Source organism: Ruminococcus sp. (assembly GCF_024691275.1).
GTDB lineage: Bacteria > Bacillota > Clostridia > Oscillospirales > Ruminococcaceae > Ruminococcus.
Genome location: NZ_JAILNU010000033.1, coordinates 23,266 through 37,576, shown reverse-complemented (window position 1 = coordinate 37,576; position 14,311 = coordinate 23,266). Strand labels below are relative to the sequence as shown.

At 46.4% G+C, this 14,311-nt stretch carries 12 protein-coding genes; 2 read left to right on the top strand and 10 right to left on the bottom strand.

Annotation, left to right across the window (positions count from 1 at the left end; translation table 11 throughout):
• Positions 1-33 precede the first annotated feature (33 nt).
• Positions 34-399, top strand: a complete 366-nt coding sequence (locus K6G33_RS04150; protein ID WP_296776594.1) for a cupin domain-containing protein — start codon at positions 34-36, stop codon at positions 397-399.
• Positions 400-481: 82 nt separating this feature from the next.
• On the opposite strand, the gene K6G33_RS04145 is transcribed toward K6G33_RS04150, so the two are convergent.
• The 6 genes from K6G33_RS04145 to K6G33_RS04120 form a co-directional block, all read right to left on the bottom strand.
• Positions 482-1,243 carry a zinc ribbon domain-containing protein gene (locus K6G33_RS04145; protein WP_296776592.1) on the bottom strand — a complete coding sequence of 254 codons (762 nt, stop codon included), beginning with the start codon at positions 1,241-1,243 and terminating at the stop codon, positions 482-484.
• Positions 1,244-1,421: 178 nt separating this feature from the next.
• Positions 1,422-2,165: a glutamine amidotransferase gene (locus K6G33_RS04140; protein WP_296776589.1), complete on the bottom strand. Its 744-nt coding sequence runs from the start codon at positions 2,163-2,165 to the stop codon at positions 1,422-1,424.
• Positions 2,162-3,499 (bottom strand): Mur ligase family protein, encoded by a 1,338-nt coding sequence (locus K6G33_RS04135; RefSeq protein WP_296776588.1) that lies wholly within the window; start codon positions 3,497-3,499, stop codon positions 2,162-2,164. The genes K6G33_RS04140 and K6G33_RS04135 overlap by 4 nt, the downstream gene beginning before the upstream one ends.
• A 17-nt stretch (positions 3,500-3,516) precedes the next feature.
• The gene (locus K6G33_RS04130) at positions 3,517-9,291 is read right to left on the bottom strand and encodes a DUF3320 domain-containing protein (RefSeq protein WP_296776586.1); all 5,775 of its coding nucleotides are present in this window, start codon (positions 9,289-9,291) and stop codon (positions 3,517-3,519) included.
• Positions 9,292-9,414: 123 nt separating this feature from the next.
• Positions 9,415-10,296 (bottom strand): hypothetical protein, encoded by an 882-nt coding sequence (locus K6G33_RS04125; protein WP_296776585.1) that lies wholly within the window; start codon positions 10,294-10,296, stop codon positions 9,415-9,417.
• 14 nt (positions 10,297-10,310) lie between these two features.
• Positions 10,311-10,976: a UDP-N-acetylglucosamine pyrophosphorylase gene (locus K6G33_RS04120; protein ID WP_296776583.1), complete on the bottom strand. Its 666-nt coding sequence runs from the start codon at positions 10,974-10,976 to the stop codon at positions 10,311-10,313.
• A 230-nt stretch (positions 10,977-11,206) separates the two neighbouring features.
• Here K6G33_RS04120 and K6G33_RS04115 point away from each other — a divergent pair, with 230 nt between their 5' ends.
• Positions 11,207-12,100, top strand: a complete 894-nt coding sequence (locus K6G33_RS04115) for a GDSL-type esterase/lipase family protein (protein WP_296776581.1) — start codon at positions 11,207-11,209, stop codon at positions 12,098-12,100.
• Positions 12,101-12,135: 35 nt separating this feature from the next.
• On the opposite strand, the gene hisE is transcribed toward K6G33_RS04115, so the two are convergent.
• The 4 genes from hisE to hisF are packed head-to-tail and all read right to left on the bottom strand — an operon-like array spanning position 12,136 to position 14,310.
• A complete protein-coding gene (gene hisE / locus K6G33_RS04110; protein ID WP_028516514.1) occupies positions 12,136-12,474 on the bottom strand; it encodes a phosphoribosyl-ATP diphosphatase in 339 nt (112 codons plus the stop codon).
• Positions 12,474-12,824 (bottom strand): phosphoribosyl-AMP cyclohydrolase, encoded by a 351-nt coding sequence (hisI, locus tag K6G33_RS04105; RefSeq protein ID WP_296776578.1) that lies wholly within the window; start codon positions 12,822-12,824, stop codon positions 12,474-12,476. The genes hisE and hisI overlap by 1 nt, the downstream gene beginning before the upstream one ends.
• Positions 12,825-12,826: 2 nt before the next feature.
• The gene (locus K6G33_RS04100; RefSeq protein ID WP_296776576.1) at positions 12,827-13,555 is read right to left on the bottom strand and encodes an AAA family ATPase; all 729 of its coding nucleotides are present in this window, start codon (positions 13,553-13,555) and stop codon (positions 12,827-12,829) included.
• On the bottom strand, positions 13,555-14,310 hold the full coding sequence (hisF, locus tag K6G33_RS04095; protein WP_296776574.1) for an imidazole glycerol phosphate synthase subunit HisF: 756 nt from the start codon (positions 14,308-14,310) through the stop codon (positions 13,555-13,557). The genes K6G33_RS04100 and hisF overlap by 1 nt, the downstream gene beginning before the upstream one ends.
• Between the last annotated feature and the right edge of the window lies 1 nt (position 14,311).

The window sequence follows — 14,311 nt, the reverse complement described above, 5'->3', positions numbered from 1 at the left end:
ACTTTTACAATACATTGTAAAGGAGAAGATAATATGGAATTTATCCACGCAAAGGAAATCAGGGAATTATCAAATCCGGGTGTTGTTTCAAGACAGCTGCTCAATCCCGAAAATTCAACAAGTGAGAGAGTTACGATCACTGAGGTACACCTCGAACCCGGTGCAAGTCAGCCAAGACATACTCACAATGCGTCCGAGCAGATATGGTACGCAGTCAAGGGAACAGGAAAGCTTCTCCTTGCCGATGATAAGGAAAAAAAGTTCAGTGTCGGTGATGTGGCAAGATTTGCCGACAAGGACGTTCACGGTCTTTTAAATGACGGCGATTCCGAATTTGTATACATATCAGTTACTGCACCTCCGATCAATTTCGGATATGCATACAAGGACAAAAAATAAAAACGCTCCCGAAGGCTTATCGAAACAGCATTCGGGAGTTTTTTCAATATTCATGTTTGTTCGGAGAGTCGCCCAAACATACTCATCTCTTTTTATAAACGAGCAGTTCCGGATCTTTGCCGTCTTTATCATAAGATGCAACAAGAATAAAGTCAGCATTGCCGATGATACCGAAGCACTTTTCGCCTGTTTCACATTCCAGCTGATTGCCGAGATATGTTGCATTATCATCAAGAAATCTTACCATATCACCATTAGGCAGCTTATATTCAAGATTGACATAGCTCCCCACAAGTGAAACGAGCTTCTCAACCTTTGGCATACCTTCAATATTCAAGGCATTGAATTCGCTGATAAGCTGATCCTTGACCCCCTCAAACCTGCCATTGTCCCCAAGCTCTTTATGCTGCTTCCAGTAGTCAAGCTCAGGCAGCATCTCACTCATGTAGGAACGCGCCTGCTCCTCGGAAAATCCTCTCTCTGCAAGATGCTTTACGCATACTTCTATAAGGTCTTCCATATTGTGATACATATACTCACCGTCAGCATAGCACCATTTACAGTAGCTCTCGTTGAATGAACCGTCCTGTTCCCTGCTTATCGCAGCATCTTCAAGGGGCATACCGCAGCACTGGCATACAAGCTGTCTCGGCGAGCCCAAAAGAGTATTTATGGATACATCAAACAGCTTTGACAGTATCTTCAGTGTCTCTGTATTGGGTACGGTCTCGCCTGTTTCCCAGCGTGATACAGCCTGACGTGTAACGTAGACCTTTTCTGCGAGCTCCTCCTGTGACATTCCGAATTTAGTCCTGAGTTCAAGTATAATATTTTTAGTTTCCATAATTATCACCTCTGATGCTATTATAACATTTCTGCCGCCAAAATCAAGCAACTATCTGTTGCTTTCTATAGAGCCGTTCTAATATGTGTGAAATGCCGCCCCGACACTAATCACTGACACGGCGATGTGGATATCGCCGCTAACGGCTAAGGGCGCACACTGTGCGCCCCTACACTTCTTACTTTTTAAGCAGCCTGTCCAGCATTACCTTTCTGCATTCCTTTTCAAGCTTGTCGTCAAGAGCTTCTATAGCAATATGCTCAGATGCTCCCCTGTTCACGCAGTATTCGATCATATAGTCCGATATCTCGGGATTTTTTGAGAGGCATGGACCATGCAGATATGTTGCTATAACATTCTTCTCGCAGTAGCCTTCAGTCTCACTCTTTGAGCAGTTTCCGTTGCCGTAAAGGACCTTTCCGAACGGAGTTTTTACGCCCTGTGTCTGACCGCCGTGGTTCTCAAAGCCAAGCACCTTAACAGGCTTTCCCGTAATAGCTGTCTCGATAACAATATTGCCGATGCAACGCTTTCTGCGGCTGTTTGGAGCTACAGTAAAATAATCGAAAAGTCCCAGACCTTTTATATCGTTACCATCAGCGTCACGGTAATACTTGCCCATGAGCTGATAGCCGCCGCATATCAAAAATAGGAATGTTCCGTTCTTGTATGCTTTGACGATACCGTCTTTGCATTTGAGCAGGTCTGCCGAGATATGCTGCTGTTCGAGATCGGCACCTCCGCCGATATAGATAAGGTCGTAAGAGCTGAAATCAGGCATCTCTGAGTCAATGGAATACTTGTCTATCTGACAGCCGATACCGCGCTTTTTACAGCGGAAAGCCATAACTTCCATATTTCCGCTGTCACCGTAAAGGTCGAGCATATCGGCATACATATGAAGAATTTTTATCGTTTTCATTTGTTACCTCCATGCTTTGCGATGTAGCGCTTCAGTGCGCTTCTTGTTGGCTGAACTGCCGTGTAGTTTGCGATAATGAATTTTCTGCTCACTGTGGAAGCAAGCTCCTCAACAGCCTTATCAAGATCGGGACGTACAACTATCTTCGCAGGATCATATCCCGCAGTCTTGATACGGACTGCGATATCGTATGCTCTTGTGCCAGAGGTAACAACTCTCGAAACGCGCTCGAAAATACTGAAATTGATATCGTATATCCACGATACATCAAGACCGTCCGCAACGTTGTCATTGAGCACGAAAAGAAGCTCCTTTTCGCCCTGCATCTCGTTCATTACACGCAGCGTCATATTTGCTCCAACAGGATTTTTTGCAAGATTAAGAGTTGCCTTGCTGCTGCCAAGCATGAAGTTCTCCATACGTCCGTTCTTGACGGTATAACTGTTTATAACGGAATCGGTCACCTTCTGTTCGATGCCGTACAGCTTTGCCGCAGCTGCTACAGCTGTCATATTGTAGACATTGTAGATGCTGTTGAGCTTTGGCGAATAGGTATGCCCGTCAGCTGTAAATACAGGCTTTTCAAGGTCGATATCCTTAGCTGTGATATACGGCTGATAGTCGCCAAAGCCGCACTTCTTGCAGATGAATTTGCCGATATGTGAATACTGATAGTACTCATACTCCAGCGGTTCACCGCAGAAAGGACAGAATCTTCCCTCAGAGGCTTCAAATATCTTCTTTGTCGCAAAAGCGTAAGGCTCGGCGTGGAAGTACTTCACGTTCTTGTTCTTGGGGTTTGCCCTGCCCAGACGAGCTGTATTCGGGTCGTCGCCGTTGAGTATGAGATTGCCCTCAAATGTCTTGCAGAAGCCGTTTATCTTCTGGATAAGAGTCTCCATTTCGCCGTTTCTGTCCAGCTGGTCGCGGAAGAAATTCAGCACTACCAGCGTGTCCAGTTTGAGCTGCGAATACACCACAGGTACGTGGGATTCGTCTGTTTCAAGTATAAGGTAATCAGCCTTTACCCTGCCTGACATATCGCAGTATTTCAGCAGCATGGAGCATATACCCGTATCAAGGTTGTTGCCTTCTTTGTTTATGATGATCTTCTTTCCGCTGCGCTCAAATAGCTGAGCGATGCAGTTTGTGACCGAGGTCTTTCCGTTAGTTCCCGTCACAGCGATGATGGGACAGTCCACCCTGAACATGGATACTGCCTTGTGCCTCGACAGATGCCACAGTATGATACCGGGAAGATTTCCCGCATTTCTGTGCATCAGCTGAAGCATCTTAACTATTATTTTTCCTATTATTATGAGAAGTCGTTTCAATTTCGTCCTCCATAGTTTTATTTTCCTGTATAGGATACTCTTCCGTCTTCCGAGAATCCTACCCAACCGCGGTTTTTAGCGGCTTTTATGCCAAGAGCTACAGATACCTCCAGAGTTGGGGTAACTCTTGAGAATCCAAAGAGATGAGCTACCTCGCGGAGCAAGTCCTCACGAGCCATAGCCACCTGACGGGACATTATCTCCCTGATGCCCACTGCTATTTCCTCGGGAGCTACATCGTCTATATCACGCTTGTCATCGTCGATATACACTGTCCTGCACTTGTCATATGATTCGGGTGTCTGACTTCCGAGCCATACGTACTCGTTCTCACCCGCGCTTGTTGTCTTAGCGTCTGCCTTTGCAAATGCTGCATCGAACAGAGCCTTCATATTAGCTCCGGGACGTGATATGCCCCAGCATGAGAATGTCTTCTTCGCAAGCACCTTCTTGTTCATGGGAGCTTCCGCCGTAAGTATATCATTTATACACTTGCTTATCTTCGCAAGACTGCTCTCGTTGAAGTTTTCAGAAGTCCCCAGAGCCTTTATCCTGAACGGCTCAAACTTGTCGAAGCTCTCAGCAAAGCTGCTCACTTCCTCTGTCTCAAAGACAAGCTCCTGCTTTTTCTTCTCCTCTGTCTCGGGAACAGCCGCAGGACAGCGGTAGCGTTCAACAGCTGCGTCGATCTCCGCCTTTATCTTGCCGAGAACTTTGTCCTTATTATCCAGCCAGTCGATTATATAGACGTTCATGACGTTCCACCCCAGTCCTTTAAGCACAGCAGGCTGGGACAGACATCTGTCATTTGCTGTTCCGTTATGATAATGTGCTTCACTGCCACAGTTTATACCCATGATGTAGCTGTCAGGCTTATCGGGATTCACTACAGCAACGTCTATCTTGTAGTCAGAGCAGCCCACACTGCACTTGCATTCATAACCCAGCTTCTTTATCTCAGCAGCAACAACTGTCTCAAAGCCCTCGCTACTGCTGTTTGAGCCTGCTCTCACAGGAAGAGCACTCCTGCCCTTTGAAGCAAATTCAAGGAAGCCCTTTAGCCCCTCAACGCCGTCTGAACGTGTACGTGAAAGGTCTATCATATCAGGAGTGATGACTGAGAATACTATCATCTTACACTTTGAACGTGATATCGCAACATTAAGTCTTCTCCAGCCGCCATCGCGGTTGAGCGGACCAAAGTTCATAGACACCTTGCCGTCCTTGTCAGGACCGTATCCGATAGAGAACATAATTACATCACGCTCATCGCCCTGAACATTTTCGAGGTTCTTTATAAGTATGGGCTCGTACATCTCATTAGCGTACTCTTCGAGCTTGGGATCATCTCGGTAAGCGTCCATAAGCAGGTCGTCGATAAGGTTCTGCTGCGGCAGACTGAACGTAACAACGCCGATACTCAGCTTTCTGAGCTTTTCATCTCTCAGTCTGCGGCATATCTCTGCCACAACTGCCTGTGCTTCCGCTTTATTTGTTCGCGTTGAGCTCTTGTCGTAGTAACCCTCGACGTGTACCCAGCTCACCTCGGAAACCTGATCGTCAGGCGACGGGAATGTATAGAGCTTGTTCTCGTAGTACTTTGAATTGCTGTATGCAATAAGACTTTCATGACGAGAACGATAGTGCCAGAGCAGATGCTTCTGAGGCATTGAAAGTGCAAGACAGTCATCGAGAACGCTTTCGAGGTCTTCCTTTTCGTAGTTCTCCTCGTCCACCTGATTTGAAGCAAAGAAGCTCGTAGGCGGCAGCTGTTTCGGGTCACCAACGACGATAACGTTCTCACCTCGTGCGATAGCTCCTACAGCCTCACAGGTCGGGAGCTGCGATGCCTCGTCGAATATAACAAGGTCAAATTTCGGATAAGACGGGTCGATGTACTGCGCAACCGATATCGGGCTCATGAGCATTACAGGACACATTCTTCTGAGCAGGTTGGGTATGCTGTCGAAAAACTTGCGAATTGACATCATTCTGCCATTTGATTTTATAGCCTTTTGCAGTATGCCTATCTCCGAGCTGTTTGCAGAACTGCCGGGTGTGGGTATCTTAGCCGAAAGCTCCGCAGCAAGCTCCTTGATGGAGAGTGTGGAGAAGCTGTCCATGACCTCGCCGAAGCGTCTGATAGTATCTTCAAAAAGAGTTCCCTGAAAACGTGAAAGCTCACTGCTGCGGGAAATAGTTGTCGTGACCATTGCCCTGCTGATATCGCAGTCAAATGCAGGGATAAGCTGCTCAGTAGGAACTTCGCCGTTCATGTAGGCTTCTGCAACATTGGCTATACCAAGCTCTTTAAGCCTGTTGCAGATAGTCACTATACCCGTCCATTCCTTTAGCTGCGGAAGGGCTTCAATAACGGCATCTGCTTTCTGCTGAGCGTCGCTGCACCAGCTCTCACCTGTAATGAGCTTATCTGTATTTATGCCGAAGCTGCTGCGAAGCTGTGATGCGATATTCTCCAATGCAGCAAAATCAGCGGATATCTTTGATATATCACCGCTTATGCCTTTAGCGATGCTTTCGCAAAGCTTCTGCTTTATTTCCGCAGCAAACGTTGAAGCTGCCACCTTTTCGGCAATTTCCGACGAACGTGCGGTGCAGTTCTCAACATCGTTCCAGTCGGTATTCTCGTCAAGCCTTAGTGTGCCGAAGTATTTCAGCAGATCAGGCTGAGATGACGATATCTGCCCTTTGAGCACGTTGAACTGATTAATCTTATCATAATACTGTGTGATATTATCCTTTGTGACTGACGAAGCAGACTTCGCGTGTGCAGCAAGCTCCTTGACAAGCTTACTGCTGCCCATACTCTTCGGAATGAACCACTTGCCCTGCGCAGTCTTCCACCTTACAAGTGCATCGGACGCATTATAGCTCAGTACGGAGGGCTCAAACTTTTCGAGAAGTTCGTTCTTTACCTGCGAAAGCGACTTGCCCGTGCTGATAAGAGCCTGTGCCGGCTCCTTATATCCGTTCCAGCGGCTGTCCGCTATAATATCGGGAAGAAGCTTCTCGCCGTTTGAAGAAGCTGTAATTATCTCCGCAGCAAGCTTGCATTCCTCGAACGTCATCTCGCTGCTGCCCGTAAACGAAGCAAGCTGAGCTGTATCGCCCTGTGCGGCAGCAAGTGCTGTTTTCAGCTCTCTCAGCTTTGCCTCCATAGCTCCTCTCGTTTCGGGAGTACACGATGTGAGTTCACATATTCCAAGAGCTGTCGTGGTCACGTCACCGAATTCCCTGCCTGCCGCAGCAAGGCTCTCCAGTGTCTCACGCCATGTGGTGTAAGAGGTTTCACTCATAGCATCGAGCTGCTCATTCGTAAATGTGAACCTGCCGCCGAAGCTGCTGTTCTTCTCGTATCTAACGGCTGCATCATACATAGAGCAGCCGAAATTGCGCTTTTTATGTATCTCCTCCATAGTGCCGTTGAGTTCTTTGCGCATCTCAGCAAGCTTGTCAGCCTGCGCCTTATACTCGGCCGGAGCTTTTATCCTGCCCACGTTCAGAGTTTCCTCAAGCTGTTTCAGAACTGCTCTTTTCTGAGCTTTGTTTGAATGAAGCTCTATACAGAAAGGTCCGAGACCGACTTTGTTCAGTCGCTTCTCAACTACGGAAAGAGCTGCCATTTTTTCAGCTACGAAAAGTACGGATTTTCCCTGATACAGCGCACTGGCGATCATGTTGGTAATGGTCTGGGACTTTCCGCTTCCGGGAGGGCCGTGAAGCACGAAACTCTTGCCCTGTGACGCAGCGTATACCGCAGCAAGCTGCGATGAATCAGCGCTCAGCGGCACAACAAGATCTGTGGGAGACACCTTTGTATCAAGATCAAGCGGCGATATATAGAGGTCATCGCCTTCCCACTCTGTCCTGCCGGAGATAAGGCTTGCAACGACCTTATTCTTCGTAAGCTCTTCTGCACGGTTGCGGATATCGTTCCACATGATGAAGCGGTTGAATGAGAACTGTCCTATGAACGCATACTCAACTATGTCCCAGCGCGGCTGAGCCATGATGCCCTGACGGACTGTATTGAAGATAAGCTGTATATTCACGCCGTTCTCATCTTCCGGAACGGGATCAAGTCCCTTGATGTCGATGCCGAATGTCTGTCTTATGTACTCCAGCATGGTGATGTTGACCTGTGTGTCCTCATCACGCATACGTATAACATATGCCTTTTCCTGTACCTTGCGGATAATATCCACAGGTACGAGCACAAGCGGTGCATAACGGGGCTTGTCGCTCTTTTCGGTCTCAAACCAGCGTATAAAACCAAGTGCGAGATATATGGTATTGACACCGTTTTCCTCTATACTCACCTTTGCCTGCCTGTGAAGCTTCTTCATGACCTTTTCAAGATCGGTTTCCTTCATGAATGTACGCAGACGGCGGCTCTTGAACTCGGATTCCGAAATAACTGTGATAATGTCGCGCTCGTTCTCGATCTCGTATATCTTACTGTCTGATATCTGCAATGTCATGTCATTCGGCATCGGAAGCACCTTGAAGTCCTCACCGTTGGACATCTCATCTTCGAGTATGCCAAGATCGCTGACCATGAGCTGTACACTCATAGCTGACGGTCGGAAATTGAGAAGACTATTCCTGAGACTGAGGTCAAGGAGCTTTCTCTCCCACATCACCTGCTTTGTGACTTCTCTTCCCTCGGCATCGGCTACACTCTGTCCGTTAATATCTATCTCATTGGGAGCAGACGTTATCTCTGACTTTTTTCTTGCACCGTAATCAACAGCCTTGAACGTTCCGCCCTCGGATACTCTCGAAGGTACGGGTCTAATACCACTTGATCGTGTACGTGCGATATCTATTGCAAAATAATATTTGTCAGGATCTTCAAGGCTGCTCGCCGCGTGTTTTTCGGCGATATCAAAGTCCGTATTCTTTCCTGCAACGAAATCTGTACACTCAACAAGGCATACTGCATCTATACCGTGAGCTATACGCTTTGTAAGAGCCGATACGTCATATTGCAGACAGTCAGAGAATGTCTCGTTTTCAAGCCAGCAGCCGGCAAACGCATGACCTTGTACCAGAACAAGCATGGAGTTCAGTCCTGCTGCTTCAAGACAAGAACAGTAAAGCACCGAAAGATCAAGACAGGTACCCTGTTTTGATTCAAGCACGGCATCAGGCATACGTATGCGCTGAGCATCTTCAAAGCTTGCAGGCGGCATAGCATAAGCTATATTCTGTTCCTGAAGGGCTGCATATATTGCTCCCATCTGTTGCTTGACGATATTTGGGTTCTTTGTCTGATATCCTGTAAATGCAGGATCGCCGCTCCATTTCTTCAGGTACACTCCTGCTGCTGCAATAATCTCCTGTACCTTCGGGTGATTGGGGGATACAAATGCTGCGGCAGTCTCAGGCATAAAGTTTATGCCTGACCACTGGTCGTATGCAAGGAGCTCGATGGTTCTGCTCTCTGAGGCAAGGACTTCTTCTCCCTGAAGTGCTTCTATCGTAACACTGCCCACAAGCTTCTCAGTGAGACTGAAAAGGTATTCTGAGCGCATGATTATATTTATAGGTGTTATTTCCACAGGCTGTGCAGGTCTGAGGTCAACAGGCACAGACTCGAAAGTCCCTGCAAAATCCGGCTCGAAGCTTATCCTTAGCCGAACATTTTTCAGTTCCTCATCGGAGTTGTTTGTCATAATGATATTTCTGAAAACAGGTACGTAATTCTGCTGCATCGCAAAATTGATCTGTGCAGTCATATTGCCGCTGAAAGTGATCTTATTCTCCATACAGTCCTCCATTCTGCCGTCAGTGGGCAAATACTATTTTTATCATACCACATTTTGTCTTATTTTACAATATTTTAAGCGAAAAAAGTAAACAAAAAAGCTGCCCGAAGGCAGCCTGATGTGTTATTTTACAGCGAGCTTTATATTGTGTCCGCCGTTTTCTGTAAGAGTTCTTCCGTCAGCAGAGAAAACGCCCTCAAAGTCGATATACTTCTTGTCCTTTACTTCTTCGCTCCATTCAATACCTGTAAAGGAAGCTGTTATCCTGCCGTCTGATGCGATATTGCTTACCTGTCCCTCGCTTATAAAGCTTACCTTTTTGCCTTTTTCAGGTTCAAACTCAAATACCGCCTCTATATCGCCGTGATTTCCTACGTTTACGATATCAAAGCTTATCTCCTTCTCGCCTGCTTCGGGAGTATACTCTCCCTCATATCTGTTTACGAGTATACCAAGATCAGCTCCTGCTGTCTTTTTAAGCTTCAGCTCGTATTTGTCAGACTTCACAATGCCGTTTTCAGGGTCGAAATATGCCTTGAATTCGATAATACTGTATGTTTCAGGCTTCTTGTCCCATTTTGAGCCTTTGAAATCAACTGCAACAACACCATTTACGCTTTTTTCCTCATCAACAGTACCCTCCATGAGATAGCTCCCCGAAGGTACTCCTGTATTCGAGGGATCTTCATGGAACGAGAAAAGTGCCTGTATTACGCCGTCATCATCGGTTCCGAACACAGAAAAATCAAGAGCTGTAACTCCCTGTGTAGCTACATATGTTCCCGAGTATGTATTCACGAGCTCAGGGTACTCCTTCTTCGCTTCTGTTGTTGCCTCAGTCGTATGCTGCTTTGTTGTGGCAGTTGTTGGTTCTTCGGTAGTTGTCACTTCCGTCGTTGTTGTTTCGTAAAGATAATCATCAGTGTTGTTGTCCGAACATGAAGCTGTTACCGTGAGGGCAAATGCCGCTGTAAATGCTACGGACGCTAATATCTTTCTTTTCACTTTTTCTCCTCCGCTTATGCCTTGTGAACTATAACTCCGCCTGTCTTATAGATGCTGTCGGAAGGTACGACTCCTCTTACACAACTCGTAGGGTAGATATTGGAATTTCTTCCGATAACTGTTCCCGGATTCAGTACGCTGTTACAGCCTACTTCAACAAAGTCGCCAAGCATTGCGCCTATTTTCTTGATGCCTGTTTCAAGCTCCTCTGTATCCGACTTTATCACAACATTTGTCTTGTCAGACTTTACATTAGATGTGATGGAACCTGCTCCCATGTGAGACTTGTAGCCGAGTATGCTGTCGCCTACGTAGTTATAGTGCGGTGTCTGTACATTGTCAAAAAGGATAACATTTTTGAGCTCCACGGAATTGCCCACAACGCAGTTTTCGCCGACAAGAGCGCTACCTCTGATAAATGCACAGTGACGCACCTCGGTATTTGCTCCGATTATACAGGGAGCTCCAAGATATGCTGACGGGAACACCTTTGCTGTCTTGTGTACCCATACATTCTCGGCAGGATTATCGTACTCATCGGGACTGAGTGATGATCCCAGTTCGATTATAAAGCTGCTGATCCCTTTGAGAGCCTCCCATGGATATGTGAACCTGCTGAGATACTCCTTTGCAGCACTGTGTGAAAGATCATAAAGATCTGTTATCTTAACATTATTCATATAAATACACTCCTGAAAACAATAATATTCAAATATGCGCAAAAAGCCGCCTGCGCTCAGTTAACAATTATTATACTCCCACTCGGCAATAATGTCAAGGTAAAAACTATGAATTTTATGTTGATACTATTTTGACTTTACATTTTCCGAAAAATGTGGTAAAATATAGTCTGCGCTCTTATATGAGCTTTCTCCGTGGGGGCTCCCACAAGCTACAGGAAGTGTATTTTATGAAAAAAAAGTTTTTGAAAATGCTGAATAGTCCGATAACTGTGATCCTTTTGCTTTTTTCGGTCTTATTATGCATTTCCATGACCTCCTCTCTATATAACGACAGAGGAGAAGATAAGGGCTCAAAGCTCATTGTCTCGGCTGTTGATGCTGCTTCGGAAATCATTTCCGATGAGCTGACCGAGTGCCGTATAACTACTGTCACTACAACGACCGTGACAACAACTACTACAACTTTTACGACTTCACCTTTTGAAGTCTGTGCGCCGACAGTCTATGCGGGCACTTCACCCAACAGCTCGTTCTATCAGGACAGACTTGCTGTTGCGGGAGACTCTCTCGCTCTCGGCTTCGATTACTACGGATTTATCCCTGATATACATAATATCGCAACAGAATCTGTATCAATGTGGAACCTGGACTACTTCACCTTCAATTACGGGTTCGGCGACATCGGCATGATCGACGCAGTTGATTATATCCGACCGCGGCTGCTGTATATGTCTGTGGGAATGAACGACGTTAATATGAACTCGCCCGAATCTTTTGTCCGGAGATACCATGACGTTATAGATCAGATACGTCAGCGAGTTCCCGATATAAATATCGTGGTCGCTGCTATTACTCCCGTGTGCTCGTACTGCGATGTTATCCGCAACGATATCGTGCGCGAGTACAATGCCGCTCTCAAACAAATGGTTGATGATATAGACTCACCCAAAATAGTATTCTTCGATGCTTATTCGGTTGTCTGCGACGAAAATCTTGACCTCCGTGATGATTATACATCGGGTGACGGTATACATATCTATATACCATGCTACAATGACATACTCACCGCTCTGTTTGATTTCCTCGACACTAAGGATTTCAGGACGCAGATGGGTGGATAAAAGAAAGCCTGAGATCTATTCTCAGGCTTTTTTCATCATGTATTCTTGTCTACTTCGTGGAACTTCTTGAGATTTCCGATCTTTTCGTTTCTCTCGTCAAGAACTCTCTCAACATCAGACCAGTCAAGTCCCTGATTTGCGCAGAGCACCATTACGTGGTAGAGAAGATCGTTTATCTCGTTCATGAGCTCGTCATTATCGCCGTTCTTTGCTGCGATAACTGTCTCGGTAGCTTCTTCGCCGACCTTCTTGCATATCTTGTCTACGCCCTTCTCAAAAAGATAACAAGTGTAAGAATTTTCAGCAGCAGTTCCGTTCTCGAACTGCTTCTTTCTTTCCTTTATTACTTCAAAAATTTCCTGATAAACTGTCATTATTCATTCTCCTCTGTATTATATATTTCATTGAAAAAGCAGCTGTAGCTTCCTGTATGACAGGCAACTCCCGTCTGCTCAACATTTACAAGCAGGGTATCATTGTCGCAGTCGCCGTATATGGATACGACCTTCTGGACGTGTCCCGATGTCGCGCCCTTGTTCCAGTACTCCTGACGGGAACGGCTCCAGAACCATGTATATCCTGTTTCGAGAGTCTTTTTCAGACTCTCTTTGTTCATATACGCAAGCATAAGAACTGTCTTTGTGTTGACCTCATAGCATATTGCCGGAATAAGCTCTCCCTTGGCGAAGAACTTGTCAAGGTCGTTCAAGTCTATCTTTATCATATTTACTCCTTTTCAAACAAGTGGTCTATCATACGCTCAGGACTGTCCATAAAAGCTTTCATAACGCTGTATGTTTCTGTATCCTCATAAGCTGTCTTTACTATGCCCTTGCTGCTCAGCTCATATATATCCGCATTCGGACAAGCAAGAACTATCGGCGAATGGGTCGCTATTATGAACTGACTGCCGTTGTCCGCAAGCTCCTTTATCCTTATGAGCAGTGACAATTGTCTCGACGGCGAAAGAGCCGCCTCAGGCTCGTCGAGTATGTAAAGTCCGCGGTCGATGAAACGGTTCAGCACAAGAGAGAAGAAGCTCTCCCCGTGAGATTGCTCATGCAGAGATACTCCTCCGTATGCGCCGAGTATCTCACTGCCGAGAGTATCAATATACGATGCAGCATTGTAAAAACTCTCAGCTCGCAGAAAAAATCCTGTTTTCGGTCTTTCAATGCCGCGCGCAAGCTTTATGGCGCTGTGGAGCGGCGAGTGTGTTTTCTTTGTGGAAAACGAAAAATTAAGCGAACCGCCCTCCGCATTGAAGCCGTATTTTACGGCTAAGGCTTCAAGCAAAGTTGACTTTCCCGAACCGTTCTCGCCGACAAAATATGTCACGGGACTTATGAACTCAAACTCATCAAGTTTGGCAAGACTTTTCACAGCAGGAAGCTTTGATACATACCTAAGCTCTTTCGTAAGCTTCTCGAGCTTTACGCTCCTGATGAAGTTCATCAACGAACGATCACGCCCTTGCCGCGGCAGTAGTCCTTGACCTCGCCTACGGTGAGCTCCTTGAAGTGGAAAAGCGAAGCTGCAAGAGCCGCGGTAGCTCCTGTTTTCTCGAAAACCTCATAGAAATCGTTTATCTTGCCTGCTCCGCCGCTGGCGATAACGGGTATTGAGCAGTTTTCGCATACAGCCTTCAGCATCGGGATATCAAAGCCTTCCTTAGTACCGTCCGCGTCTATGGAGTTAAGGCATATCTCGCCTGCTCCAAGCTTTTCGATAGTGTGGACCCAGTCAATAAGGTCAATGCCCATGTCCTTGCGTCCGCCGTTTATGTATACTGTCCATTTGTTATCCGCTATCTTCTTTGCGTCTATACCTACGCAGATGCACTGACTGCCGAATATATCGGCTCCGTCCTTGATGAGCTGCGGGTTCTGTACTGCCTGTGAGTTTACGGATACCTTGTCCGCTCCTGCACGAAGAGCTTCACGGATATCGTCAACAGTCTTGATGCCGCCGCCTACTGTAAGAGGTACGAATACCTTTTTCGCTGTATCTCTCACAACGTCGAGGAATACTCCGCGTCCCTCAAATGAAGCTGTGATATCATAGAATACAATCTCGTCTGCGCCCTGCTTGTTGTACTCCTCCGCACACTCTACAGGATCACCTACGTCACGTACTCCTTCAAAATTTACGCCCTTAACTACCTTGCCGTTTCTAACGTCAAGACAAGGGATTATTCTCTTTGCAAGCATT